Annotated in this window: 26 protein-coding genes; 15 read left to right on the plus strand and 11 right to left on the minus strand. The window is 69.8% G+C overall.

Annotation, left to right across the window (positions count from 1 at the left end):
* Together GXW78_RS14945 and fahA are read right to left on the minus strand one after the other, a co-directional pair.
* A complete protein-coding gene (locus tag GXW78_RS14945) occupies nt 1-789 on the minus strand; it encodes a cyclase family protein (protein WP_211869633.1) in 789 nt (262 codons plus the stop codon).
* A 22-nt stretch (nt 790-811) separates the two neighbouring features.
* A complete protein-coding gene (fahA, locus tag GXW78_RS14950; RefSeq protein WP_211869634.1) occupies nt 812-2098 on the minus strand; it encodes a fumarylacetoacetase in 1287 nt (428 codons plus the stop codon).
* A 78-nt stretch (nt 2099-2176) separates the two neighbouring features.
* Here fahA and GXW78_RS14955 point away from each other — a divergent pair, with 78 nt between their 5' ends.
* Genes GXW78_RS14955 through GXW78_RS14970 form a run of 4 tightly spaced genes read left to right on the plus strand, consistent with a single transcriptional unit; the run spans nt 2177 to nt 5218 of the window.
* Nucleotides 2177-2848: a GntR family transcriptional regulator gene (locus tag GXW78_RS14955; protein ID WP_211869635.1), complete on the plus strand. Its 672-nt coding sequence runs from the start codon at nt 2177-2179 to the stop codon at nt 2846-2848.
* Between the two features lie 56 nt (nt 2849-2904).
* Nucleotides 2905-4383: an NAD-dependent succinate-semialdehyde dehydrogenase gene (locus tag GXW78_RS14960; RefSeq protein ID WP_211869636.1), complete on the plus strand. Its 1479-nt coding sequence runs from the start codon at nt 2905-2907 to the stop codon at nt 4381-4383.
* Complete coding sequence (locus GXW78_RS14965) at nt 4380-4835, plus strand: MaoC family dehydratase (RefSeq protein WP_211869637.1); 456 nt, start codon at nt 4380-4382, stop codon at nt 4833-4835. Before GXW78_RS14960 ends, GXW78_RS14965 begins: the two co-directional genes overlap by 4 nt.
* Nucleotides 4832-5218 (plus strand): VOC family protein, encoded by a 387-nt coding sequence (locus GXW78_RS14970; protein WP_211869638.1) that lies wholly within the window; start codon nt 4832-4834, stop codon nt 5216-5218. Before GXW78_RS14965 ends, GXW78_RS14970 begins: the two co-directional genes overlap by 4 nt.
* Before the next feature lie 6 nt (nt 5219-5224).
* Here the strand turns inward: GXW78_RS14970 and GXW78_RS14975 are convergent, their stop codons facing one another.
* From GXW78_RS14975 to GXW78_RS14985, 3 genes are all read right to left on the minus strand, one after another.
* On the minus strand, nt 5225-5563 hold the full coding sequence (locus GXW78_RS14975) for a hypothetical protein (protein WP_211869639.1): 339 nt from the start codon (nt 5561-5563) through the stop codon (nt 5225-5227).
* Nucleotides 5560-5862, minus strand: a complete 303-nt coding sequence (locus GXW78_RS14980; protein WP_211869640.1) for a hypothetical protein — start codon at nt 5860-5862, stop codon at nt 5560-5562. Before GXW78_RS14980 ends, GXW78_RS14975 begins: the two co-directional genes overlap by 4 nt.
* Before the next feature lie 213 nt (nt 5863-6075).
* On the minus strand, nt 6076-6855 hold the full coding sequence (locus GXW78_RS14985; RefSeq protein WP_211869641.1) for a tetratricopeptide repeat protein: 780 nt from the start codon (nt 6853-6855) through the stop codon (nt 6076-6078).
* A 242-nt stretch (nt 6856-7097) separates the two neighbouring features.
* On the opposite strand from GXW78_RS14985, the gene gorA reads away from it, so the two are divergent.
* On the plus strand, nt 7098-8480 hold the full coding sequence (gene gorA, locus GXW78_RS14990; protein ID WP_211869642.1) for a glutathione-disulfide reductase: 1383 nt from the start codon (nt 7098-7100) through the stop codon (nt 8478-8480).
* An 83-nt stretch (nt 8481-8563) separates the two neighbouring features.
* On the opposite strand, the gene GXW78_RS14995 is transcribed toward gorA, so the two are convergent.
* Entirely contained in the window at nt 8564-9727 is a 1164-nt protein-coding gene (locus GXW78_RS14995) for a serine hydrolase domain-containing protein (RefSeq protein ID WP_211869643.1), read from the minus strand.
* A 236-nt stretch (nt 9728-9963) separates the two neighbouring features.
* Between GXW78_RS14995 and GXW78_RS15000 the strand changes: the two genes are divergently transcribed.
* The 3 genes from GXW78_RS15000 to GXW78_RS15010 are packed head-to-tail and all read left to right on the plus strand — an operon-like array spanning nt 9964 to nt 13497.
* Entirely contained in the window at nt 9964-11343 is a 1380-nt protein-coding gene (locus GXW78_RS15000; protein WP_211869644.1) for a class II 3-deoxy-7-phosphoheptulonate synthase, read from the plus strand.
* Nucleotides 11344-11396: 53 nt separating this feature from the next.
* Complete coding sequence (locus tag GXW78_RS15005; RefSeq protein ID WP_408904195.1) at nt 11397-12578, plus strand: beta/alpha barrel domain-containing protein; 1182 nt, start codon at nt 11397-11399, stop codon at nt 12576-12578.
* Between the two features lie 7 nt (nt 12579-12585).
* Complete coding sequence (locus tag GXW78_RS15010) at nt 12586-13497, plus strand: DMT family transporter (RefSeq protein ID WP_211869645.1); 912 nt, start codon at nt 12586-12588, stop codon at nt 13495-13497.
* A 40-nt stretch (nt 13498-13537) separates the two neighbouring features.
* Here the strand turns inward: GXW78_RS15010 and GXW78_RS15015 are convergent, their stop codons facing one another.
* The gene (locus tag GXW78_RS15015; protein WP_211869646.1) at nt 13538-14359 is read right to left on the minus strand and encodes a hypothetical protein; all 822 of its coding nucleotides are present in this window, start codon (nt 14357-14359) and stop codon (nt 13538-13540) included.
* On the opposite strand from GXW78_RS15015, the gene GXW78_RS15020 reads away from it, so the two are divergent.
* The 7 genes from GXW78_RS15020 (at nt 14312) to GXW78_RS15050 (ending at nt 21081) form a co-directional block, all read left to right on the plus strand.
* Nucleotides 14312-15982 carry an NAD+ synthase gene (locus GXW78_RS15020; protein WP_211869647.1) on the plus strand — a complete coding sequence of 557 codons (1671 nt, stop codon included), beginning with the start codon at nt 14312-14314 and terminating at the stop codon, nt 15980-15982. The two genes, GXW78_RS15015 and GXW78_RS15020, sit on opposite strands and share 48 nt — an antisense overlap.
* On the plus strand, nt 15979-16368 hold the full coding sequence (locus GXW78_RS15025) for a hypothetical protein (RefSeq protein WP_211869648.1): 390 nt from the start codon (nt 15979-15981) through the stop codon (nt 16366-16368). The genes GXW78_RS15020 and GXW78_RS15025 overlap by 4 nt, the downstream gene beginning before the upstream one ends.
* Before the next feature lie 274 nt (nt 16369-16642).
* Nucleotides 16643-16948: a hypothetical protein gene (locus GXW78_RS15030; protein ID WP_211869649.1), complete on the plus strand. Its 306-nt coding sequence runs from the start codon at nt 16643-16645 to the stop codon at nt 16946-16948.
* The gene (gltX, locus tag GXW78_RS15035; RefSeq protein WP_211869650.1) at nt 16945-18279 is read left to right on the plus strand and encodes a glutamate--tRNA ligase; all 1335 of its coding nucleotides are present in this window, start codon (nt 16945-16947) and stop codon (nt 18277-18279) included. The genes GXW78_RS15030 and gltX overlap by 4 nt, the downstream gene beginning before the upstream one ends.
* A 141-nt stretch (nt 18280-18420) precedes the next feature.
* Nucleotides 18421-19845, plus strand: a complete 1425-nt coding sequence (gene cysS / locus GXW78_RS15040; protein WP_211869651.1) for a cysteine--tRNA ligase — start codon at nt 18421-18423, stop codon at nt 19843-19845.
* 61 nt (nt 19846-19906) lie between these two features.
* A complete protein-coding gene (copM, locus tag GXW78_RS15045) occupies nt 19907-20272 on the plus strand; it encodes a CopM family metallochaperone (RefSeq protein WP_211869652.1) in 366 nt (121 codons plus the stop codon).
* Complete coding sequence (locus GXW78_RS15050; protein WP_211869653.1) at nt 20269-21081, plus strand: RNA methyltransferase; 813 nt, start codon at nt 20269-20271, stop codon at nt 21079-21081. The genes copM and GXW78_RS15050 overlap by 4 nt, the downstream gene beginning before the upstream one ends.
* A 133-nt stretch (nt 21082-21214) precedes the next feature.
* On the opposite strand, the gene GXW78_RS15055 is transcribed toward GXW78_RS15050, so the two are convergent.
* From GXW78_RS15055 to trpD, 4 genes are all read right to left on the minus strand, one after another.
* A complete protein-coding gene (locus tag GXW78_RS15055) occupies nt 21215-22420 on the minus strand; it encodes a molybdopterin molybdotransferase MoeA (protein ID WP_211869729.1) in 1206 nt (401 codons plus the stop codon).
* 1 nt (nt 22421) lies between these two features.
* The gene (moaC, locus tag GXW78_RS15060; RefSeq protein WP_211869654.1) at nt 22422-22892 is read right to left on the minus strand and encodes a cyclic pyranopterin monophosphate synthase MoaC; all 471 of its coding nucleotides are present in this window, start codon (nt 22890-22892) and stop codon (nt 22422-22424) included.
* Nucleotides 22893-23333: 441 nt separating this feature from the next.
* Complete coding sequence (gene trpC / locus GXW78_RS15065) at nt 23334-24173, minus strand: indole-3-glycerol phosphate synthase TrpC (protein ID WP_246522232.1); 840 nt, start codon at nt 24171-24173, stop codon at nt 23334-23336.
* A complete protein-coding gene (gene trpD, locus GXW78_RS15070; protein ID WP_211869655.1) occupies nt 24170-25198 on the minus strand; it encodes an anthranilate phosphoribosyltransferase in 1029 nt (342 codons plus the stop codon). The genes trpC and trpD overlap by 4 nt, the downstream gene beginning before the upstream one ends.
* Nucleotides 25199-25201: the final 3 nt, after the last annotated feature.

The raw sequence follows: 25201 nt of genomic DNA on the forward strand, positions 1-25201 counted from the left end.
TCACTCCTCGATGATCGCGACGGCGCGGGTCCAGCCCGCGGAGGCGCGATGGATCTTCACGGGGAAGCAGGCGACCATGAAGCCGTCTGACGGCAGGGTCTCGAGCTTCGACAGCTTCTCGATGTGGCAGTAGCCGATCTCGCGGCCGGCGCGGTGGCCTTCCCAGATCAGCCCGGCATCGCCGGTTTCCTGCACCTTCTTCTTCGTCAGCGAGAAGGGCGCGTCCCAGGACCAGCCGTCGGTGCCGGTGACGCGCACGCCCTGTTCCAGCAGCCACAGCGTCGCGGCCTTGCCCATGCCGCAGCCGGAGTGGATGTAGTCGTCCTCCCCATACCGCGCGCCCGCGCTCGTGTTCACGACAACGATCTCCAGCGGCTTCAGCGTGTGGCCGATGCGCTTCAGCTCCGCCTGCACGTCGCCGGGCGTGGCGACATAGCCATGGTCGAAATGCCGGAAGTCGAGCTTCACCGCCGGCTGGAAGCACCATTCCAGCGGGATCTCGTCGATCCGCCAGGACGGTTCGCCGCCGGGCACCGTGCGCTCGTTCATGCGCGGGAAGAAGTGGTACGGCGCGTCCAGGTGCGTGCCGTTGTGCGTGCTGAGCTTCACCTTCTCGACCGCGGCGTAGTTGCCTTCCGGCAGCTGGTCGATGGCGATCTCGAATTCCTGCGCCATCATCGGCGCGGTCATCTGGTGGTCGAGGTATTCGATCTCGGGCAGCGAGCGAGGCGGGTCCGAGGCGATGCCGGATTTCAGCGCGACCGAGATGTCGACGATACGACGGGGCATGTTCAGCGTTTCCTGTTGTTGATTATGCGGGCCAGGCGATGGCGGGGTTCAGCACGCCGCGGCATTCGCCGAAGCCGATCGGCACGGCGCCAGGCGCCTCGGCGCGGCCGCGGAAGATGATGTCGTCGCCATCCTCGATCCAGCGGCGCTCCTCGCCGGTCGGCAGGGTGACGGCGCCGGTCTGGTTGATCTCGGCGAGGCAGGCGCGCGCGATGTCGACGGGCCCCGAGACGGTGCCGCTGCCGAGCAGGTCGCCGGCCAGCAGGTTGCAACCGTTGGAGGTGTGGTGGGCGACCATCGCGGCCGCGGTCCAGTACATGTCGGAGAACTGCGTGTCGGTCAGCAGGAAGGGCTCGATGCCTTCGGCCCGCATGCGCGCGGTCTGGATTAGCGCGGTCATCCGCACGGACAGCGCGCCGTTGCTGCGGTTGAACGGGCTGTCGAGATGCGGCAGGCAGGGCGGGTCCTGCGCGGGGGCCGCGACCGCGAAGGGGATCAGCGCCTCGGCGGTGACGATCCAGGGGGAGACGGAGGTCGAGACGGACTTCCCGAGGAACGGTCCGAGCGGCGGCATCTCCCACCGCTGCACGTCGCGCACGGACCAGTCGTTCAGCAGGCCGTACCCGAAGATGCGATCGGGCGCGGCGGACATCGGCACGGGCTGGCCGAGCGCGTTGTCCCCGGCGATCCAGATCGCCATTTCCAGTTCGTAGTCCATCGCCTCGGTCGGGCCGAAGCGCATGGCGCCGTCCTGCTGCTTCCATTGACCGTGCGGGCGCGTCACGGCCTCGCCCGACACGCGCACAGACGACGCGCGCGAATGATAGGCGACGGGGAGCTGATGGAAGGCCGGGGGGAGGGGATTGGCCGGGTCCCGCCGGCGGCCGGATCGCAGGCAGTGGTCGTAGCTGACCATGAAATCGGTGAAGTTGCGGACCGTGGCCGGCAGATGCATCCGCGCCTTGGCCATCGGCACGAGCAGCGCGTCCTCCTGCCCCTGCGCGGGTGAGCCCTGCGCCAGCAGCGTGGACACCTCCGCCCGCAGCGCCGCTGAGGCCGGCCGCCCCTGCGCCATCAGCGCGCTGAGCGAGCCATCCGTCACCGCGCGATTGGTCACGAACCCCGCGGCATAGGCGGCCGTCAGGTCGAGGATCGAATCGCCGATCGCCACGCCGCAGCGCGGGTCCATGCCATCCGTCGTGAAGACGCCGAGCGGGAGGTTCTGGATCGGGAAGTCCGTGCCCGGCGCCTGCGCCGAGGCGACCCAGCTCTTCCGCGCAGGATCATGAGTGGCATCGCGTTGGGCCAAGGGTCGCTCCGTTTCGCTCCGAATGCTCACGATCATGCGCGTGTTGATCGAGATGGCAACCCGAAATATATTTTCGAGATGGAGACAGAACCGGCGACCGCGGTCGAGGCCGCGACTCATCGCCTGCGGGAAGAGATTGTCGCCGGATCGCTGCCGGCAGAGGCGCGGCTGCGCCTGCGCGACCTGACGGCCCGCTTCGGCTACGGGGCGACGCCGCTGCGGGAGGCGTTGTCGCGCCTGGCCGCCGAAGGCTTCGTTCTGTTCGAGGGGCAGAAGGGCTTCTCGGTGCCGCCGGTGACGCGGACGCATCTGCTGGACATCACGCAATCACGGCAGTTCGTGGAGCCGGAAGCGCTGCGCCTTGCGATGGAACACGGCGACGCGGCTTGGGAGGACGAGATCGTCGCTTCCGTCTCCCTGATGCGCCGGGAGATCGAGCGCCGCCGCGCCGACCCGGACTGGCTCGACATCTACGAAGCCAAGCACCACCGGCTGCATCGCGCGCTGATCGCCGCCTGCCCGCTGGTCGCGCTGAGGGCTTTCTGCGACGAGCTCTACATGCAGACCACGCGCTATCGTCGCCTGATGAAGAGCGCGATGGAGGATTGGCCACGCAGCTCCGCCGCGCACCAGTCCCTGGCCGATGCCGTGCTGGCGCGCGATCCGGCGGCGCTGCAGGGAATGCGCGACCATATCGGGACGACGTCGACGCGGGTGCTGGCGATGCTGGGGGAAACGCCGGCACCCTGACAGCAGCCCCGACCGGGCCTATCTTCCGGCCACACCCGGAGGAAAGGGACGCCGCCATGCTCGACACCGCCGCCAAGGTTCCGTTGAAGGATTCGGAGCTCTTCCGCCAGGCCAACTACATCGACGGCCAATGGGTCCAGGCCGACAGCGGCAAGACCCTCGCCGTGCGCAACCCCGCGACGGGCGAGGTGATCGGCACCGTCCCCGCCATGTCCGGCGCCGAGACGCGTCGCGCCATTGAGGCCGCCAATGCCGCCTGGCCGGCCTGGCGCGCGATGCTCGCGAAGGACCGCGCGGTCATCCTGCACAAGCTTGCCAAGCTGATGCATGAGAATGCGGACGATCTCGCCGCGATCATGACGGCCGAGCAGGGCAAGCCGCTCGCGGAAGCCAAGGGCGAGGTGGTCTATTCCGCCTCCTTCATCGAGTGGTTCGCCGACGAAGGCCGCCGCGTCTACGGCGAGACGATCCCGCAGAACGCCAAGGGCCGCCGCGTCATCGTGACGAAGGAGCCGATCGGCGTCTTCGCCGCGATCACGCCGTGGAACTTCCCCTCGGCCATGATCACCCGCAAGGCCGGCCCGGGCTGGGCCGCGGGCTGCACGGGCGTGATCCGCCCGGCGTCGCAGACGCCGTTCTCGGCGCTCGCCATCGCCGTGCTGGCCGAACGCGCCGGCATGCCGAAGGGTGTGTGCAACGTCATCACCGGGCCGTCCGGTGAGACCGGCAAGGAACTCACCGCCAACCCGATCGTGCGCAAGCTGTCCTTCACCGGATCGACCGAGGTCGGCCGCGTGCTGCTCGCGCAATGCGCCGCGACCATCAAGAAGACCTCGATGGAACTGGGTGGCAACGCGCCCTTCATCGTGTTCGACGATGCGGATCTCGATGCCGCGGTGCAGGGCGCGATGGCGTCGAAGTACCGCAACACCGGGCAGACCTGCGTCTGCGCCAACCGCATCCTGGTGCAGGACGGTGTCTATGACGCCTTCGCCAAGAAGCTGAAGGAAGCGGTGGAAGGCCTGAAGGTCGGCCCCGGCATGGAACCGGGCGTGACGCAGGGCCCGCTCATCAACGCGGATGCCGTTGCGAAGGTCGAGGAGCACATCGCCGACGCGCTCGCCCAGGGTGCGACGATCGTCACCGGCGGGCACCGCCACAAGCTCGGCGGCAACTTCTTCGAACCGACCGTGCTCGCCAACGTGCCGCATGGCGCGAAGATCTTCGGTGAGGAGACCTTCGGCCCCGTCGCCCCGCTGTTCCGCTTCAAGACGGAGGAAGAGGCGATCAGGCTGGCGAACGACACCGAGTTCGGCCTCGCCTCCTATTTCTACGCCCGCGATGTCGGTCGCATCTTCCGCGTCGCCGAGGCGCTGGAATACGGCATTATCGGCATCAACGAGGGCATCATCTCGACGGCCGAAGTGCCCTTCGGGGGCTTGAAGCAGTCCGGCCTCGGCCGCGAAGGCAGCCATCTCGGCATCGAGGAGTATCTGGAGGTGAAGTACCTCGCCCTCGGCGGCATCGGGACGTGAGCGAGCCGATCTACCTCGAGGACCTGACCGTGGGCCGGCGCTTCACCGCCGGCCCGGTGACGATCACCGAGGAGGAGATCATCGCCTTTGCCTCCCGCTACGATCCGCAGCCTTTCCACACCGATCCGGCGGCGGCGGCGAAGCATCCGGTGTTCCAGGGCCTCGCCGCCAGCGGGTGGCATACGGCGGCGCTGGCGATGCCGCTGGTCGTCCAGGCCGCGGGCAACATCGCCGGCGGCATCATCGGCAGCGGCGGCGAATTGCGCTGGCCGAGGCCGGTGCGCCCCGGCGACAGCCTGTCCGTCGAGATCGAGGTGACGGAGGCGACGCCCTCCCGCTCGCGCCCCGACCGCGGAACGGCGGTGATGCACATCCGCGTCCTGAACCAGAACGGGGAGGAGGTGCAGACCTTCACCCCGCGCATCGTCGTGCCGCGTAGGCCCGCGCCATGAAGCTCGGCTACGTCATCCACTACGTGCCGGACGTGGCCGCGACGGTCGCCTTCTACGCGGCGGCCTTCGGCTTCGCGCAGCGTTTCGCCGCCGAGGACGGCACCTATGCCGAGATGGATACCGGCGCGACGGTGCTGGCCTTCGCGTCCGAATCCATGATCGAGGAGCAGGGTGCGAGCTTCCGCCGCACGCGTCCCGGCGAGACGCCGCCGGGCATGGAGATCGGCCTCGTCACCGAGGATGTCCGCGGCGCCTTCGCCACGGCCGTCGCCGCGGGCGCGGTGCCGCTGCTGCCGCCGAAGGAGAAGACCTGGGGCCAGACGGTCGGCTATGTGCGCGACCTCAACGGCGCGCTGGTCGAGATCTGCTCGCCGATGGGCTGACCAGGATCAGCGCAGCGCAAGGCCGCGGATGCGCCGCGCGTCGATCCCGTCATGGCGCTGCGCGGTCCCGTCAGCGAAGGTCGCGCGCAGTGCGTAGAGGCCGATGCAGGATGGCAGCGTGATCGTCTCGGCCGCGCCGGGCGCGAGGCCGTTCGGCAGGCGGTTGAAGGTGCTCGGCGCTTCCTGCGCGCTGTCGACGTAGAGCGCCACCACCTGCTGCGCGGTCTCGTTGCGCAGCTCGATGCGGGTCGGCAGGGCGCAGGCGAGCAGCGGCGCCGGCGCGGCGAGCAGGCCTGCCACGAGCGCGACAAGGCAGCGGCGCGGCGTGTCGGTTCGCGGTGTCATCGCCGCGTGGCGGTGTCGCGGGCGGCATTGGCGCCCGGACGGCGCTGCCTGCCGGCCGCGGCTTGAGCCAGGAGCGACGCCTGCCAGGTCCCGCATCGCGACATGCCGGTCCGCGGTTCCGACAACCACGCGCCGAGGGGCAGGTCGGCCGTCCCGTTGGCGCGCGGCGTTTCGGGCCGGTCGATCGGGGCGGCCTGCGCGCCATCCTGCACGGGCGCGTGTGTCGGAATTCCGCAGGCGATCGCCGTGCCTGGGAGGGCTGCGGCGATCATCGCGATTGCGGCGAGTGTGCGGAACATCCTGCAATCCCTCTCGGTCCGGCGGAGACTAGGCGTCGGCGGTGCGTCCGCGCAGCGAAGTGCCTCACAGCCGGAAGGCGGTGGGCTGGCGCCTTCGCGTGCGCTCACATTCATCCGAACGCGATCTGCGCCGGAGACGTCCGTTCACCTCAGATCCTGCCGTCCGCGAGCATCGTCGCCTGCTCGGCCGGGCGCAGCCGGGCAGGATCTGCCCTAGGTGAGGCCAGCCGCGATCTCCGCCGCCACCTGCCGCAGCGCCGGCTCAGGGCGCGCCGCCAGCCGCTCCACCATGCCCCGGCGGAAGTCGTCATGGGCGGTGCGCGCGGCCTCGCGGAACCATCGCGTGGCTTCGTCCATCTCCCCCCGGTCGGCCAGCAGCACGCCGAGATTGAACTGCCCGCGGAAATCCCCCCGCTCGGCGGACGCCGCGTAGAGCAGCGCGGCGCGGGCGGGGTCGCGCGCCACCACCCAGCCTTCCTCGTAGAAGCGGGCGACCATGTTGATCGACTTGGCGTGCCCCTGCGCCGCCGCTGCATGATACCAGCGCAGCGCCTCGGCACGGTCCTCGGCGATGCCGTCCCCGCGCAGATACATGTTGGCCAGGTTGTACTGGCCCCAGTCGAAGCCGGCCTCGGCCGCGCCGCGGAACCAGCGCACCGCCTCGGCGTAGTCGGCGGCGATCCCCCAGCCATTCTCATAGCAGCGGCCCAGCATGTTCATGCCGGCGGCATCGCCCGCCCGGGCGGCGGAGCGGAACCACTCCGCGGCGGCCGCCTGGTCCCGTGCCACGCCCCCCAGCGCATCCAGAAGGTACTGCCCCCACAGCACCTGCGCGCGCGCCTGGCCCAGCATCGCCGCGGCCTCGATCCAGGGCGCGGCCTCCTCGGGCGGCGCCGCGAAGGCGGCCGCGAGGGTTTCGGGGCTGGCCTGCTGGATCGTGCTGAGCGGGATGGTACGGCGCTGCGGGCGGGCCGGGCGGTTGCGGCGGATCATGATCGGTGTCTGGGCGGCGGCGGGGGTCCCGGCAAGCCCCGCGGCCCAGTCGCCTGATCCCATCGGGTTGCGGTGGCATCAGGCGGCTGGTTGGGGGTGCGGTGTCGGAACCGGGCAGGGGCTGGCCGGCCCCTGTCCTGACGGCAAGCTACTGCATCTGATAATGAGTCGCAATTGGCCCGGTTGGCGAAATCCGCATTCGGCCCGATATCCTGTCTGCACTGAACAGGAGACTGCCGCCCATGCCCGCCCGTGATTTCGACCTTTTCGTCATCGGCGGCGGTTCGGCCGGCGTTCGCCTGGGGCGCATCTCGGCGGGCTACGGCGCCCGCGTCGGCGTGGCGGAAGAACGCTTCTGGGGCGGCACCTGCGTCAATGTCGGCTGCGTGCCCAAGAAGATCATGGTCAACGCATCGGAATACAGCTGCTGGGCACAGGATGCCGCGGCCTTCGGCTGGGACATGGAGGTCCATGGCCATGATTGGCTGAAGCTCGCCGCCGCGCGCGATGCCGAGGTCACCCGGCTCTCCGGCATCTACGGCAAGCTGCTGGCCGGCGCGGGCGTGACCTCCTTCGACGCGCGCGCGAGCTTCATCGACGAGCACACGCTCGATGTCGGCGGGCAGCGCGTGACGGCCGATCGGATCGTCATCGCGACGGGCGGCACGCCGCATCGGCTCGACATTCCAGGGCAGGAACTCGCCTATGTCTCGGATGATCTGTTCACGCTGAAGGCCCTGCCGAAGCGCGCCCTGGTCATCGGCGCCGGCTACATCGCGGTGGAATTCGCGACCATCCTGTCCGGGCTGGGGTCCGAGGTCGAACTCGCCTACCGCGCGCCGCAGCCCCTGCGCGGCTTCGACGAGGACATCCGCGCCGCGGCGGTCGAGGCACTGGTCGCCCAGGGCATGGTGCTGAGCCCCGACGTCAGCCCCGTCCGCATTGGGCAGGTCGAGAACCACCTGATGGTCACCCTGTCGAACAGCGGCGTGCGGGAGGCCGATGCGGTGTTCTTCTGCACCGGCCGCACGCCGAACACCGCGTCGCTCGGGCTGGACAAGGCCGGCGTCGAGATGAAGGACGGCGGCGCGGTCATCGTCGACGACGAACACCGCACCAGCGTCCCGCACATCTACGCGATCGGCGACGTGATCGACCGGGTGAACCTGACCCCGATGGCGACCGCCGTCGGCCACGCGCTCGCCGACACGCTGTTCGGCAACAAGCCTCGCCGCGCCAGCTACGAGAACGTGCCGACCGCGGTGTTCATGTCGCCGCCCATCGCCTCGGTCGGCCTGACTGAGGCCGATGCGGCGAATATCGGCCCGGTCGACATCTACGCGACGCGCTTCACGCCGCTTCGCCACACCATCACCAAGCGGGAAGGGCGGCGGACGCTAATGAAGCTGGTCGTCTGCCAGCGGACGCAGAAGGTGCTCGGCGCGCATATGCTCGGCGAAGATGCAGCGGAGATCATGCAGGGCGTCGGTATCGTGATCGCCATGGGCGGCACCAAGCAGGATTTCGACCGGACCATCGGCATCCATCCCACGGCGGCGGAGGAGCTGGTGACGCTTCGGACCCGCACGCGGGAAGCGGGCGTGACGTCCGCGGCGGCGCAGTAAGGTCGGGGGAGGGGAACCTCCCCCGAACCCCCTCCCTTTTTCTGTCTGTCAGCCTGTCGGTCCGGCGCCGCGGCCGGGAGCCATCAGGCGGCGTTCAGGGTCGCTTCGAAGTCCCGGAACAACGTCACGGCCTTGGCATCGAAGAAGGGCAGGACCTGCGAGATGAAGATGCCGGTCGTCCCGCGACCGTGATCGATCCAGTAGTAGCAATTCGCCATCCCGGCCCAGGCCAGCCCGCCGGCCGAGCGGCCCTGCGGCGAGGGGTGACGGTTGATCAGGAAGGACAGGCCCCAGCCGCAATGCTGGCCGGGGAAGAAATCGGCGTCGTTGCTCGCCGCCGGGACGGCTGAGATCATCGGCTGCACCGCCATGCGCGGAATCTGGTCCTGCGCCATCATCGCGATCGTCTCGGGCCGCAGCAGCCTCTCCCGCCCGTGCCGCCCGCCATTCAGGATCATCCGGGCGAAGGCCAGGTAGTCGCGCGCCGTGGAGTAGAGCCCGCCACCACCGCTGTCGAACTCGCGCTCCACCTCCACCCCACGCTCGAGCGGCGTCAGCGAGCCATCCGGCCCGCGCGCATGGATCGGTGCGAGCCTTGCGCGCATCGCATCGGTCAGCTGAAAGCCGGTATCGGCCATGCCGAGCGGCGCGAAGATCGTCTCGGCGAAGTGAGTACCGAGGCTCTGGCCCGTCACCGCCTCCACCATGCGCCCGGCCCAGTCGACGCCGATGCCATAGTGCCAAGCCTCGCCCGGGTCGAACAGCAGCGGCAGGTTCAGGGCCGCAAGCTTCCCGCTTGCCATCGGGGGCAGGCCGAGCGCCCGGCGCGCCTTGATCGTGTCCGCGCTCCACATCTCATAGGAGAAGCCGGAGGTGTGGGTCAGCAGATGGCGCAGGGTGATCGCCACGCGGGGCGCGCGCAGCAGCGCCTTGCCATCGGCATCGAAGCCGTCCAGCACCTGGATGCGCCCGATCTCCGGCAGGACCTCCGAGGCGGGGGCGTCGAGCGCCAGCCGCTTCGCCTCGACCAGCCGCATCGCCGCCGCGGCCGTGACTGCCTTCGTCATCGAGGCGATCCAGACGACGGTATCCGGTGCCATCGGCTCGGCCCCGCCGAGCCGCCGGACCCCGAAGCCCTGGACGAAGCCCGCGTCCTCGCGCCCCGCCGCGGCCACCACGACGCCCGGTATATCCCCCGCCTGGACCGCCGCCTGCATCCGCAGCGCGACCTGTTCCTGACCTCGCATCCGTGCCTCTCCCCCCACATGGCCGCCCGCCACCCTCGCACGGCGCCGCGGCTTCCCCCACCCCCGCGATCGTGGACGAAGGACCGGCACCTTGCCGCACCCCCACCCGGCCACCTACCTCAGCATCCCGGCATGTGGCCGGGCGCGGCCGGGTGCCCGATCGGGAAACGCGCCAATTGGCGGGTTTCCAATGCGGCGCTAAGGTGCGCGACTTTCTTGGAGGAGAGTGCCAGACAATGACCGCGCGTGGCTGGAGCCCTGATTCATGGCGGGCGATGCCGATCCGGCAGGTGCCGGACTATCCGGACCAGGCGGCGCTTGCCGCGATGGAAGGGAAGATCGCGCGATTTCCTCCCCTCGTTTTTGCAGGTGAGGCGCGCCGCCTGAAATCGGCGCTGGCCCGCGCCGGGGATGGCGAGGCCTTCGTCCTGCAGGGCGGCGACTGCGCCGAAAGCTTCGGCGACTTCACCGCCAACGTCATCCGCGACACCTTCCGCGTGCTGCTGCAGATGGCGGTGGTGCTGACCTTCGGTGGCCAGGTGCCGGTGGTGAAGCTCGGCCGTATGGCCGGGCAGTTCGCCAAGCCGCGGTCGAGCGACACCGAGACCAAGGGCGGCGTCACCCTGCCGTCCTATCGCGGTGACATCGTGAACGGCCCCGACTTCACGGACGCCGCCCGCATCCCCGACCCGTCGCGCCTGGAGTTCGCCTACATGCAGTCGGCGGGCACGATGAACCTGCTGCGCGCCTTCGCGACGGGCGGCTATGCCGACCTGCACCATGTCCATCGCTGGAACCTGGGCTTCGTCGCGCGCAGCCCGCTGGCCGATCGCTACGCGGACCTCGCGACGCGCATCGACCAGACGCTGAACTTCATGCAGGCCTGCGGCATGTCCGACCTGCCGCAGGTGCGGGAGACGGATTTCTACACGAGCCACGAGAGCCTGCTGCTGCCCTATGAGCAGGCGCTGACCCGCGTCGATTCCACGACCGGCGACGCCTATGCCTGCTCGGCCCACTTCCTGTGGATCGGCGACCGCACCCGCCAGCCGGACGGCGCGCATGTGGAATTCCTCCGCGGGGTGAAGAACCCGATCGGCATGAAGGTCGGCCCGACCATGGAGGCGGATGAGCTGGTCCGCCTGACCGAGATCCTGAACCCGGCGAATGAGAAGGGCCGCCTGACCCTGATCTCTCGCATGGGCCACGACAAGGTCGAGGCGAAGCTCGCCCCGCTGGCGCGCGCGGTGCAGAAGGCTGGCCGCAACGTGGTGTGGCTGTGCGACCCGATGCACGGCAACACCACGACCGTGGCCGGCTACAAGACCCGCGTCTTCGATTCCATCATGGGCGAGGTGCGCGGCTTCTTCGATGTGCATGAGGCCGAGGGCAGCATCGCCGGCGGCGTGCATGTCGAGATGACTGGCTCCGACGTGACGGAATGCCTTGGCGGCGCGCATCGGCTGTCGGAGACGGATCTCTCGGCGAACTACGCCACCTCCTGCGACCCGCGGCTGAATGCCGAGCAGTCGCTGGAACTGGCGTTCCTGATCGCCGAGGAGCTGAAGGCCCGAAAGGCCGCGATCCAGGCGAGCCCCGCCCAGGCGGCCCAGTGAACAAGCCCACCGCGCTCGGCGAGGCCACGCTGGGCGCGGCGCTCGCCACGGGTATCCCGCGGCGAGCGGCGGCACCGGCGGCGGCGCCGGACACAGACGACGCGGTCATCACCGCGCGCACCGATTCCTACTTCAACCGCACCAAGCAGATCGTGCAGCGCTTCGGCGATGCGCGCGTGACCTATGCGGTGTTCCTGCGCCGGCCGGTCGTCTCGGCGCCGCGGCTGGCGCTCGACTGGATGCGGGCGGTGGCGAAGGCCCGCGGCGTCGAGATCCAGATCGATTTGGTGCATGAGGAAGGGACATGGGTCGGCGCCGGTGATCCGCTGATCTACGTCACCGGGTCCTTCGTCGCGCTGTCGGACCTCGAGACGCTGCTGTTGCAGAAGCTCGGCGCGGCCTGCGTCGCCGCCCACAATGCGTACCAGATGTGCCTTGAACTGCCGAAGGTCGCTTTCCTCGCCATGGAGGCCCGGCACTGCGCCGGGGCCGAGATGCAGGAGATGATGGCCTATGCCGCGGCGATCGGCAGCCGCGCGGCGCAGGCCGAAGGCGCCAAGGGCTTCATCGGCAATGCCAACGACCTGACCGCGCACTGGTTCGGCCAGAAGGCCGGCTACGGCACGATGCCGCATGCGCTGATCGGCTATGCCGGCAACACCGTCCGCGCCGCCGAGATGTTCCATGAGGCATTCCCGAGCGATGCGCTGACCGTGCTGGTCGATTATTTCGGGCGGGAGGTGACGGACGGCCTCGCCGTCGCGCGGCGCTTCCCGGAACTGGCGGCGGCGGGCCGGCTGTCGATGCGGCTCGACACCCATGGCGGCCGCTTCCTCGAAGGGCTGGACCCGGCAGAATCCTATGCCGTGCTGGAACGGCACGCGCCGGGGGCGATCCGCCGCTACCGTTCCGAGACCGAGCTGCGCTACCTGGTCGGCACCGGCGTTTCAGCAGCGGCGATCTGGAGCATGCGCGAACAACTCGACGCCGCTGGGTTTCCCAAGGTGCGCATCGTCGCCTCCTCCGGCTTCGGTGTCGGCAAGTGCCGCGTCATGGCCGAGGCAAAAGCGCCGATCGACGTGGTCGGCACCGGCAGCTTCATCCCCGATGCCTGGTCCGAGACCTACGCCACCGCGGACATCGTGGACTATGACGGCACGCCGCGGGTGAAGGTGGGCCGCGAATTCCTGCTGCGGCACGAACAGCGCCGCAAGCGCAACGGCGGCGGCCAGTAGCGCCGCCTTGTCGTCCTCCGCAGCCGCCGCCGCACCCGGCGCCGCCCGCCAGCGCGCCCGTGACCGGCGGATCGGCTGGGCCGCGGCGCTCGGCGTGCTGGCGGTCTGGGTCGGCTTCCAGCTGATCGGCCGATATGCCGTGCGGCAGGATTTCACGCCCTGGGACATGGGGGCGCTGCGCTATCTGGGGGCCTTCATCCTGGCCATGCCGCTCGCCTGGCACTTCGGCCTGCCGCGGATCACGCCGTCGCGGCTGGCCGCGGTGATGCTGATGGCGGGGTTCGGCTTCCCGCTGCTCGCCTATTTCGGCTTCGCCAATGCGCCGGCGGCGCATGGTGCGGTGATCATGTCGGCGGGCCTGCCGCTGGCGACGACGGTGCTTGCCTGGGTGATGCTGCGGGAGGTGCCGAGCCTGCTCCGGATCGCCTGCCTCGCGCTGGTGGTCGTTGCGGCGCTGCTGTTGGCCCTGGATGGCAAGGCGAGCCCACCAGGTGCCTGGATCGGCGATCTGTTCTACGCGGCGGCGTCCGTCTCCTGGGCGGCCTATACGCTGCTGGTGAAGCGGTGGGGGCTGCCGCCGCTCGGCACGACGCTGTTGATCGCGCTGCTCGGGGCGCCGGTGTTCCTGCCGGTCTGGTGGGTGGCCTTGCCCTCCGCGATGGCGGCGGCGCCGACCGGCGCGATCCTGACCCAGATCGTCTACCAGGGCTTCCTGTCGAGCGTCATCGCTGGCTTTCTCTACACGACGGCGGTCGCGCGGATCGGCCCGGCCTCGACGACGTTGATCGGCGCGCTGGTGCCGGGGCTGGTTGCGGCCGCGGCCTGGCCCCTGCTGGGCGAGACGCTGGGCGTGGCGGGCATGCTGGGCGTTGCCCTCGCCATGGCGGGGATGGCGCTGGGCGTCGCGGCGTCTCGTTAAGCACGCCCGACTTCGGCCGCGGCTGCGTTCGATGTCGCGCTCAATCCGAGTTCTCGGTGATGATGTAGATCGATGCCGCGTCGCGGAGCGCCTTGACGCGCATGTAGGGCCCGAGCTGCCCCCAGAGTTCATCCGGCAGTGCTGTCAGGCGATCAAGAGACTGACGGCTCAAATCGATCGGGTAGGCACCTTCGGCGAGGAAGCGCGAGACCCGATGTCGAAAATGATGTTCGGCAGAAAACCCGAGCCGGCCGATCGCGGCCTCGTAGGCTGCAATGTTCTTCTCGTAGTAATCTCGTAGATCCCTGTCGCCGGTTTTCAGAAAGCTCTCGTGGTCGATGCAAAAGCTCCCGCCAAAAGAATGGTAGTAGGATCGGCAAAACTCGCCGATAGGACCAACCATCGATGGCATGATTGATGCCGGAAAGACCGTGAAATACTGTTGGATGCAATGATGGCCGCCGGTCTGATGACTTAGGCCCATCATCGGTCGGACGGACTCGATATCCTCCGCAGCGAGCGCCAGAAGAGGGTCGAAGCTGTCAGGCCAGCCCACGAAGGCACCGAATCGGACCGCCCGCGTGGTTGCGGGAATCGTGGCGAACTCGACGGCGGTTTCGTAGGGCAGCCATTGCCGCACGCCATCCTCCGAATACGTATCCCCGATGATGAGCCCCTTGGCGCCAAGGAGGCCTGGCAGGCCCAGACCGTCTGTCACTCGTCGATCGTCCTTCCTCTGGCCGGCTGCCACCCGCTCCGCCAACGTCGGCGTCTCGTTGACCCCCCGAACCCGCATCCCTAGGTTCCGCCCATCATGGCCGACACGCTGAAGATCGCGCTTGCGCAGATCAACACCACCCATGTGGGGGCGCTCGACAGGAACGCCGACCGCATCCGCGCCGCGCGCGCCGAGGGCGCGCGCCTCGGCGCCGATCTGGTGGTGACGCCGGAATTCTCGGTGGGCGGCTACCTGCCCGAGGACCTCGTCCGCAAGCCGGCCTATGTCGCCGCCTGCGCCGAGACCATCGCGGCGCTCGCCGCCGAGACCGCCGATGGCGGCCCGGGGCTGATCGTCGGCGGGCCCTGGGCCGATGGCGACAAGCTCTACAACGCTGCCTTCCTGCTCGAAGGCGGCCGCATCGCGGCCCGGCGGGCGAAGCACGAACTGCCCAATTACGGCGTGTTCGATGAGAAGCGCGTCTTCGATGCCGGCCCCGCGCCCGGCCCGGTGCCCTTCCGCGGTTTCCGCATCGGCCTGATGGTCTGCGAGGATTGGTGGCTGCCGACCGTCGCCGAGACACTGTGCGAGACGGGCGCCGAGATCCTGCTGTCCATCAACGGTTCGCCCTTCGAGGAAGACAAGCACGAGAAGCAGCGCCTGCCGCTGTCCGTGACGCGGGTTGTGGAGACGGGGCTGCCTTTCGTCTTCCTCGGCCAGGTGGGCGCGCAGGATGAGATCGTCTTCGACGGTGCGTCCTTCGTGCTGAACCCCGACCGCTCGCTCGCGCATCTGATGCCGAGCTTCGTCGAGGAGGTGCGCCTGACGGAGTGGCGGCGCGAGGGCGAGCGCCTGGTCTGTGCCCCCGGCGCCGTGGTCGCGCCGCCGGCGCCGCTCGGGCAGGTCTATGCGGCGATGACGCTCGGCCTGCGGGACTATGTGAACAAGAACGGCTTTCCGGGCGTGGTGCTCGGCCTGTCGGGGGGTATCGATTCCGCGATCTCGGCGGCGGTCGCCGTCGATGCGCTTGGCCCGGATCGCGTCCATGCGGTGATGATGCCGTCGCCCTACACCAGCGGGGAAAGCCTGGAGGACGCCGCGGACTGCGCGCGGCTGCTCGGCATCCGCTACGACACGATCGGCATCGGGCCGGCGATGGATGCCTTCGGCGGCATGCTCGCGCCGGTCTTCGGCAATCGTCCGCCGGACATCACCGAAGAAAACCTGCAGTCGCGCATCCGCGGCGTCACGCTGATGGCACTGTCGAACAAGTTCGGTTCGATGCTGCTGACGACAGGCAACAAGTCCGAGATGTCGACCGGTTACGCCACGATCTATGGCGACATGTGCGGCGGCTATTCCGTGCTGAAGGACGTGTACAAGACGATGGTCTTCGCGCTGTGCCGCTGGCGCAATGCGAATGTTCCCACCGGCGCGCTGGGTCCGGCGGGGGCGGTGATGCCCGATCGCGTCATCACCAAGCCGCCTTCCGCCGAACTGCGCCCGAACCAGAAGGACCAGGACAGCCTGCCGGAATACGAGGTGCTGGACGCCATCCTGGAAGGGCTGATCGAGGGCGAGAAATCCGTCGATGCCCTGGTCGCCGACGGCTTCGACCGCCCGACCGTGCTGCGCGTGTGGAAGCTGCTCGACCGCGCGGAATACAAGCGGCGGCAGGCCCCGCCGGGCGTGAAGATCACCGCCCGCGCCTTCGGTCGCGACCGCCGCTACCCCATCACCAACGGTTTCACGGCGCTGGTCAAATGAGCGAAGAATTCGAAGCCGAGGTCTTTCCGAAGGGCGAATACGCCGTTCAGATCATGGACATGTCGGGGGCGAACGGCGACGAGCCGGTGGAGACCGTCACGGGCTTCATCAGCATCGAGCACGCCAACGCCTTCGCGCGCCGCTACGTCCGCGATTCCGTGGAGCGCTGTCGTGCGCCGGGGGCGGATGCCAAGGCGACGCTCGATGCGTGGTTCGCCTTTGGCGAGGATGCGGAGGTGCTCGGCGCTGGCGACGACGCCTGGGTCAGCCGATCCGAGTTGAAGGACTTCGCCGACGCGCCCGTCCGCGACGCCGAGGAACGCAACTGGCGCGTCCTTGACCCTCGCCGCGACGAGGATGACGACGACGCTGAGGATGAGGCGTGAACGGGATGATGCGGGACCGGAGGGGCGCCGCCCCTCCGGACTACCCCGCCAGGTGCTTGGAGCACCTGGACCGCAAACATCTGCTGCCGGGCGACAGCGGCGCGCCTTCTGCCGATGGCGCACGGCGCCAGGTTGAGGTTTCCAAAGGCCTTTCGGCCTTTGGTGGGGTGGCTTGGAGGGGCAAGGCCCCTCCAATCCTTCAGCGGAAGCCGCCCCGTCGTCAGGACGCTGGACGCCTTGACGTGGCGCCGGCTGGCCGGGGCAGGGTCGGGGCGTGAGCCATTCTGTCCTCTGCGGCGATTTCGCGCATTACCAGGACCCGGACGAGGAATGGTCCGTCGACGGTTTCCGCACCGCGGACGCCGCGACCGAATACGCCCGTCGCTTCATCCGCGACCAGGTGGAAGGGCTGCGGCCCGAATACCCGGACCCCGCGGCGCTGGAACAGGCCTTCCTGTCCTTCGGTGAGTACGCCATCGCGCCGGGCTTCGACCTAAAGCCCTGGCTCGCCCACTGCATCGCGACCCCCGCCACCAAGCGGGTGGAAACCGACTACCAGGCGCTTGATCCCAACACATGAAACTCCGCTTCGCCCCGTCTCCCACCGGGCTGCTGCATGTCGGCAATCTGCGCGCCGCCCTCGCCAACTGGCTGCATGCGCGCCGGCACGGCGGCAGCTTCATCCTGCGCCTGGATGACACCGACCTCGAACGCTCGAAGCCGGAATACGCGGCGGCGATTGAGGAAGACCTTCGCTGGCTCGGCATGCCGTGGGACGAACTGGTTGCGCAGTCTACTCGGCTCGACCGCTACGCCGCGGCGGCCGAACGGCTGAAGGCCTCCGGCCGGCTGTATCCCTGTTTCGAGACTGAGGAAGAACTCTCCTACAAGCGCGAACGCCGCCGTCGTGAAGGCAAGCCGCCGCTCTACGACCGCGAGGCGCTGAAGATGACGCCCGAGCAGATCGAGCGCGCGCTCGCGAACGGCAAGCAGCCTTACTGGCGCTTCAAGCTGTCGATGCGGTCGGTGGCGTGGCGGGACCTCGTGCTCGGGGAGCGCAGCGTGAAGCTGTCGACGATCTCCGACCCCGTGCTGGTCCGCGCGGACGGCTCGCCGCTCTATACGTTCACGAGCGTCGTCGACGATATCGAGATGGGCATCACCCACGTCATCCGCGGCGAGGACCACGTCACCAACACCGGCATCCAGCTCGACATCTTCGAGGCTCTGGGCGGCAATCCGAAGACGCTGACCTTCGGCCATCTGCCGCTGCTGACCGACCAGGATGGCGGGCCGCTGTCGAAGCGGCTCGGCTCCATCTCCCTGCGGCATCTCCGCAAGGACGGGATCGAGCCGGCGGCGCTGGTCGGCTACCTCGCCGCGCTCGGCACCTCGGCCGATCCGGTGCCGGGCATGCCGGCCGATCTCGCGCCGGGCTGGGACATCAGCCGCGTCTCCCACGCGACGGCGCGGTTCGATACACGCCAGATGCTGGCGCTGAACCGCCGCGTGCTGCACGAGGCGCACTTCGAGACCGTCCGCGACCGGCTGCCCGACGGCGCCGACGAGGCGTGGTGGGTCGCCATCCGCGGCAACCTCGACCTGATGCGCGAGGCGCGGCCCTGGTTCGACATCGTCCGCGGCACGATCGTGCCGCCGGTGCTGGAGGGGGAGGGCGATTTCCTGCGCGCGGCGCTGGATGCCCTGCCGCCGGAACCCTGGGGCGCGGACACCTGGCCGGCCTGGACCAACGCGCTGAAGGCCGCGACCGGCCGCAAGGGCAAGGCGCTGTTCCTGCCGCTGCGCCTCGCCTTGACGGGCGAGGACCATGGCCCCGACCTCGTGACGCTGCTGCCGCTGATCGGGCGGGAGAAGGCGGCGCTGCGGCTGCGCATCGCAGCCGGCGCTTGAACCTGGCGCGGATTCCGCGCCATAAGAACGCCATGTCCGTGTCCAGGCTCCGCGCGCCCGCGCTCTGTCGCTGATCCGCCTCTCGGGGGAAGAACTTCCCCGCGCGCCTGCTCGACCGACCCATTTCCGCCGGACACCACCATGACCGACCTTCTCATCCACGACAGCGCCGCGCGCACCAAACGTCGCTTCGTGCCGATCGATCCCGGCAATGTGCGGCTCTATGTCTGCGGCCCGACGGTCTACGACCTCGCGCATCTCGGCAACGCCCGCCCGGTCGTGGTGTTCGACGTGCTGGCCCGTCTGCTGCGCCGGCTCTATCCGCGCGTCACCTACGTCCGGAACATCACGGATGTTGACGACAAGATCAACGCGCGGTCCCGCGACTCAGGCGAACCCATCGCCGCCATCACCGCGCGCACCACGGAAGACTTCCACCGCGACATGGCGGCGCTGAACGCGCTGCCGCCGGACGTCGAACCGCGCGCGACCGGCCACATCCCGGCGATGATCACGCTGATCGAACGCCTGATCGCCAATGGCAACGCCTATGCCGCCGACGGCCATGTGCTGTTCTCCGTCCCGTCCTTCGCTGATTACGGCAAGCTGTCAGGCCGCAGCCCGGATGAGCTGCTGGCTGGCGCGCGCATCGACGTCGCCCCCTACAAGCGCGACGTCGGCGACTTCGTGCTGTGGAAGCCCTCCGACGACACTACCCCCGGCTGGGACAGCCCGTGGGGCCGGGGCCGGCCGGGCTGGCACATCGAATGCTCCGCCATGTCCTGGCAGCATCTCGGCGAGGAATTCGACATCCATGGCGGCGGCCACGACCTGATCTTTCCGCACCATGAGAACGAGGTCGCGCAATCCGTCTGCGCCTTCCCCGGCCATGCCTTCGCGCATTACTGGATGCACAACGGCATGCTGCTGGTGGACGGCGAGAAGATGTCGAAGTCGCTCGGCAATTTCCGCACGGTGCGCGACATCCTCGCCGAAGGCCCCTGGGCCGGAGAGGCCTTCCGGCTGCTGCTGCTGCGCACGCATTATCGCCAGTCGCTGGACTTCACGACCGAGGCGCTGCGCGAGGCGAAGGCCGAACTCGACGACCACTACGCCATGCTGTCGCGCGCGCCCGCAGCGCCCGCCGGCGGTGCTGCCGAACGCCTTACCGAGTGGGTGCTCGCGCCGCTGATGGACGATCTCAACACGCCGCTCGCCCTCGCGCGGCTGCGCGACCTGCGCACGCTGGAGAATGCGGTGACGGTCGGTGGATCGCCCGCCGTGGCGATGGAACGCGCCGGCCTGTCCGCGCCGCCCGTCCCCGGCGTGGCCGCCGCGGCCTTCCGCGAGGCCGCTGCCATCCTCGGCGTCGCGACCGGTGACCCCGCCGCCTGGCGCCAGGGCGGCGCGGACGACGGCGCGGCGGTCGAAGCCGCCATCGCCGCGCGCCTCGCCGCCCGCAAGGCGAAGAACTGGGCTGAGGCCGACCGCATCCGCGATGACCTCACCGCCCAGGGCATTCTGCTGGAGGACGGCCCCGGCGGCACCACCTGGCGCCGCGCTTGACCTTGCCGCCATGGGAAGCCCGATCACCCCGCCCGGTCATCACCAACCGGGAAGCTCTGCCATGAACCGCCTGATCCTCGCCGCCGCTGCCGCGCTTTTCGTCCTGCCCGCCGCGGCCCAGCACGCCGGCCACGGTTCCCACGCGCCCGCGCCGGCCACGGCGGCGCAGGAGCCGGCCTCCACGGCCGCCTACCGCGCCGCCAGCGATCGCATGCACCGCGACATGACCATCACCTACACTGGCAATGCCGATCGGGACTTCGCCGCCGGCATGATCCCGCACCACCAGGGCGCGATCGACATGGCCCGCGTGGTGCTTCAGTACGGGTCCGATCCCGACATGCGCGCCCTCGCCGAGAACGTGATCCGCGCGCAGGAGGCCGAGATCGCCCAGCTCCGCGCCTTCCTCGCGCGCACGCCGCGATGACCGGCGGGCGCAAGGACGGCCGCGCGACGCTGACGCCGCCCGCCGGCGAGAGCCCGATCGTCGTCCTCGTGCGCCCGCAGATGGCGCGCAACATCGGCACTACGGCGCGCGCCATGGCGAATGGCGGGCTTTTCCACCTGCGCATCGTCGCGCCGCGTGATGGCTGGCCGCAGCCCGACGCCTATCCATCCGCCTCGGGCGCGGACGCGATCCTTGATGCGGCGATGGTGTTCGACAGCGTCCCGGATGCGGTGGCGGACTGCCATCGCGTCTTCGCCACCTGTCCGCGGCCGCGTCACGTCGTGATTCCGGTCTTCACCGCGCGCGCCGCGGCCGAGGATCTGCGGCAGATCGCGGGCCGCGGCCTGCGTTCGGCCGTGCTGTTCGGCCCGGAACGCGCGGGGCTCGAGAACGAGGACATGGCCTGCGCCGACACGCTCGTGCGCTATCCGCTGAACCCCGAGCACATGTCGCTGAACCTGGCGCAGGCAGTGATGATCCTCGCCTATGAATGGTGGACGGCCGCCGAGGCGACGCCACCCCGCGCCCTGATGACGAACGAGACGCGGGTCGCGACCAAGGGCGAGCTGGAGCTGTTCCTGAACCGCCTGGTCGGTGAGCTCGACGCCACGGGCTTCCTCGACAACATCGAGAAGCGGCCTGGGATGGTGCGCAACCTGCGCCACTGGTTCCAACGGGGCGAAGTGACGGAGCAGGAACTGCGGACGCTGCACGGCGTGGTCACGGAACTGTCCCGCGGCAGGATGCGGCGGGGCCGCCCGGATGTGACGCCACCCTGGGAAGGGTAAGGAAGCCTCGGCGCCTACCCTTGCCGGCGCTGACCGGTGCCAAAGCCGCGACCGCGGACCCGGTAGTCCGTCGACACTGACCAGCGTCCGGCGCCAGAGGGCAGGACAAGGTCGACCACGTCGGCCGCTGGTATCAGACGCCGAGCTCTCCCAGCAGGATCGCCTCAACCTCCGCGCCTGCCTCCACCGCGGGCGCATAAGGTGCACGCAACACCAGCGCATCCGCCCGCGCCAGCGTCGCGAGCATCGAGGAATCCTGCGTAGCCGCGGGCGTCGCGACCATCCGCCCGGCGGCATCCACGGCCAGTATCGCGCGCAGATGGTCTGCGCGCTTGTCGTTCTCCACCAGCGCCACGCCCGAGATCACGCGTCGCGTCGGCGCCGGCGCGCCGGGCAGGCCCGACAGCTTCCCCAGCGCCGGGATCAGGAACACCACCGCGCAGACCAGCGCCGAGACCGGGTTGCCCGGCAGCCCCAGCACCGGCGTCCGCCCCAGCCGTCCCCAGATCAGCGGCTTGCCCGGCCGCATCGCGATCTTCCAGAAGCCGAGCTCGAATCCTTCGCCGCCCAGCGCCGACTGGATCAGGTCATGCTCGCCGACGCTCGCCCCGCCGGTCGTCACCAGCATGTCGAACGCATGGGCCGTGGCAGCGACCTCCGCGATGGCCGCGGTATCGTCAGGTGCGATCGGCAGCACGACCGGATCGCCACCCGACACGCGCACCAGCGCCGCCAGCGCATGCGCATTCGAGGACACGATGCCCCCCGGCGGGATCGGATCGCCGGGCAGGGCGATCTCATCCCCCGTCGCGAGGATGCCGATGCGTGGCCGCCGATGCACCGCCAGCCAGGGATTGTTCGCCGCCGCCGCCAGCCCGATGTCGCGCGCCGTCAGCTTCCGCCCCGCCGGCAGCACCTCCGACCCCTCGCTGAAATCCAGGCCCCGCCTGCGGATGTGCCGCCCGGCCTTCACCGTCTCATTCACGCGGACGCTGCCGCCGGACGCCGTCGCATCTTCCTGCAGCAGGATCGCATCCGCGCCGTCAGGCACGAAGCCGCCGGTAAAGATCCGCACCGCCTGACCGCTGCCCACCGTGCCCTCGAAGGGCCGCCCGGCCGGTGCCGCGCCGATCAAGGCAAGGCTCGCGCCCTCCACCGCATCCGCCGCGCGCACCGCATAGCCATCCATCGCGGAGACATCCGCCGGCGGCTGCGTCAGCCGCGCCGCGACAGGCCGGGCCAGAACACGCCCGGCACCTTCGGCCAACGTCACCGTCTCCGCCGCCGTCGGCGTCAGCGCGGCAATGATGCGCGCGCGTGCTTCCTCGACAGGCAGCAGGTCACTCGCCATGGAACTCGCCCGACTTGCCGCCGGCCTTGTGCACCAGGCGGACATCCTCGATCCGCATGCTGCGATCGACGGCCTTCACCATGTCGTAGACGGTCAGCGCCGCGACGGTCACGGCCGTCAGCGCCTCCATCTCGACCCCCGTGCGGCCGTTCAGCGACACCGTCGCCTCGATCGCCACGGCGTCCTCGCCCTCCGGCTCCAAATTCACCGTCACCTTCGAAATCATCAGCGGATGGCAGAGCGGGATCAGCTCGGCGGTCCTCTTCGCCGCCATGATGCCGGCGATGCGCGCGACGCCAAGCACGTCGCCCTTGCCGGCACGGCCTTCACGAATCAGCGCCAGCGTCGCGGGCTGCATGACGATGCGCCCGCGCGCCGTCGCGGTGCGCGCCGTCTCATCCTTGCCGGAGACATCCACCATCGCGGCGCGGCCGGCGTCGTCGAAATGGGTGAGCGTCATGGGCGACCCGAACTGCTTGCGGCGGCGGGTGCAGGCGGGGAGGGGCTTTGCCCCTCCCCGGACCCCACCCCACCAAAGGCCGAAAGGCCTTTGGAAACCTTAACTTGGCCTCGGGCGTCCGGGGCGCTCCCGCACATCGAACCGCGGGCAGTGCGCAACGCGATCAGCCGCTCGCCACGGGCAATGAAAATCTGCCGATCTCCGGAGGACATTTGCGAGGCGATACCGCCGAGGGCGTGCCAAACCTTCCCGCTGGCAACCGTCCCGCCGCGCCGGGCCCCAATTCTCCCCTCCCTCGGCGCCCCGCTTCCGCCAGGGCAACGCCGCACAACCGTCGCGCCCGGCGCCAAGTCGAGGTTTCCAAAGGCCTTTCGGCCTTTGGTGGGGTGGCTTGGAGGGGCAAAGCCCCTCCAACCTTCGCCGCGATCCATCACCCCGCGCTTAACGCGCGTCGACTAGCTCGCGCGCCGCGGCCGTCACGTCCTGCTGCCGCATCAGGTGCTCCCCGACCAGGATGCAATGCGCGCCTGCCATCGCCATGCGCCGCACATCGGCGGGCGTGCGGATGCCGCTTTCCGCCACCGGCAGGCGGTCGGCGGGCACCAGCGGGGCCAGCGCCTCGGTCGTCGCGATGTCGGTCTGCAGCGTCCGCAGGTCGCGGTTGTTGATGCCGATCAGCCGGGTCTGCAGGCCCAGCGCGCGGTCAAGTTCGCGACGGTCGTGCACTTCCGCGAGTACCGCCATGTCGAGTGACAGGGCGATGTCCTCCAGCTCGTTCGCCTTCTCATCGGACAGCGCCGCCATGATCAGCAGGATGGCGTCCGCGCCCATGGCGCGGGATTCGAAGACCTGCCACGGGTGGATCATGAAGTCCTTGCGCAGCACGGGCAGCTTGCAGGCGGCGCGGGCGGCTTCCAGGTCCTCGCGCTTGCCTTCGAAATAGGGCGCGTCGGTCAGCACGGACAGGCAGGCGGCGCCGCCTTCCTCATACGCCCTGGCGAGCGCCGGCGGATCGAAGGGGTCGCGGATCAGCCCACCGGAAGGCGAGGCGCGCTTGATCTCGGAGATCAGGCCGGTGCGGCCTTCGCCGATGCGGTGGCACAGCGCGCCCACGAAGTCGCGCGGCTTCGGGGCGTCGCGGGCGGCCTTCTCGATCTCGGAACGGGAGGTGGCGGCCATGCGTGCCGCGACCTCCTTCTCCTTGTCGGCCAGGATGCGGACCAGCACGTCGGGCACGGAACCGGCATCGGCGGGCTTGGTCATGATAACGGGCGCATTCATGCGGCGGCGTCCTTGGGGGGGCGGCAGGCGGCGCGAAGCCGGGTCAGTACGCCGAGCGCGGCGCCCTCGTCTATGGTTCGGGCGGCGATGGCCGCACCGTCTCGGAGGTCCCCTGCGCGGCCCGCGACAATAAGCGCGGCGGCGGCGTTCAGCAGGACCACGTCACGATATGGGCCGGGGGCGCCGTTCAGCAAAGCCTCCAGCGCGGCGGCGTTGTGGGCGGGATCGCCGCCCTTCACCGCTTCCGTCGGCGCGCGGGGCAGGCCGGCATCCTCCGGAGTGACGGTGAACTCGCGGATCGATCCGTCGGCGTCGAGCGAGACGACCTGGCTCTCCCCGGCCAGGGTCAATTCGTCGAGACCCTGGCCATGCACCAGCCAGGCGCGCTCCGTGCCGAGCCGGGCGAGCGTCTCGGCCATCGGGCGCAGCCATTCGGGCGCGAAGGCGCCGGTCATCTGGCGCTTCACCCGCGCCGGGTTCGCCATGGGGCCGAGCAGGTTGAAGATGGTGCGCGTGCCGAGTTCGACGCGCGGCCCGGCGGCGTGCCGCATCGAGGCGTGGTGCCGCGGCGCCATCAGGAACACCATGCCGGCCTCGGCCAGCACCGCGGGCAGGTGGTCGATCGGTACGTCCAGCGAGATGCCGAGCGCGCTGATCGCATCCGCGGCACCGGATTTAGACGACAGGTTGCGGTTGCCGTGCTTCGCCACCGGCACGCCGGCGCCGGCCACCACCATTGCCGTGGCAGTCGAGATGTTGAGCGACCCCGCGCCATCCCCGCCGGTGCCGACGATGTCCATGGCGTCCGGCGGCGCCTCGATGGCCGTCATGCGGGCGCGCATGGCGCGGACGGCGCCGGTCAGCTCGGCAACCGTCTCCCCGCGCACGCGCATGGCCATCAGCAGGCCGGCGATCTGCGCGGGGGTGGCCTCGCCGCCCATGATGATGCCGAAGGCGTCCTCGGCCTCGGCTTCCGTCAGTCGTTCCGCATTGGCAAGGCGGGCCAGGATGGGTTTGAGGGACATCCC

The sequence above is a fragment of the Neoroseomonas terrae genome, from assembly GCF_018129025.1.
Lineage (GTDB): Bacteria > Pseudomonadota > Alphaproteobacteria > Acetobacterales > Acetobacteraceae > Neoroseomonas > Neoroseomonas terrae.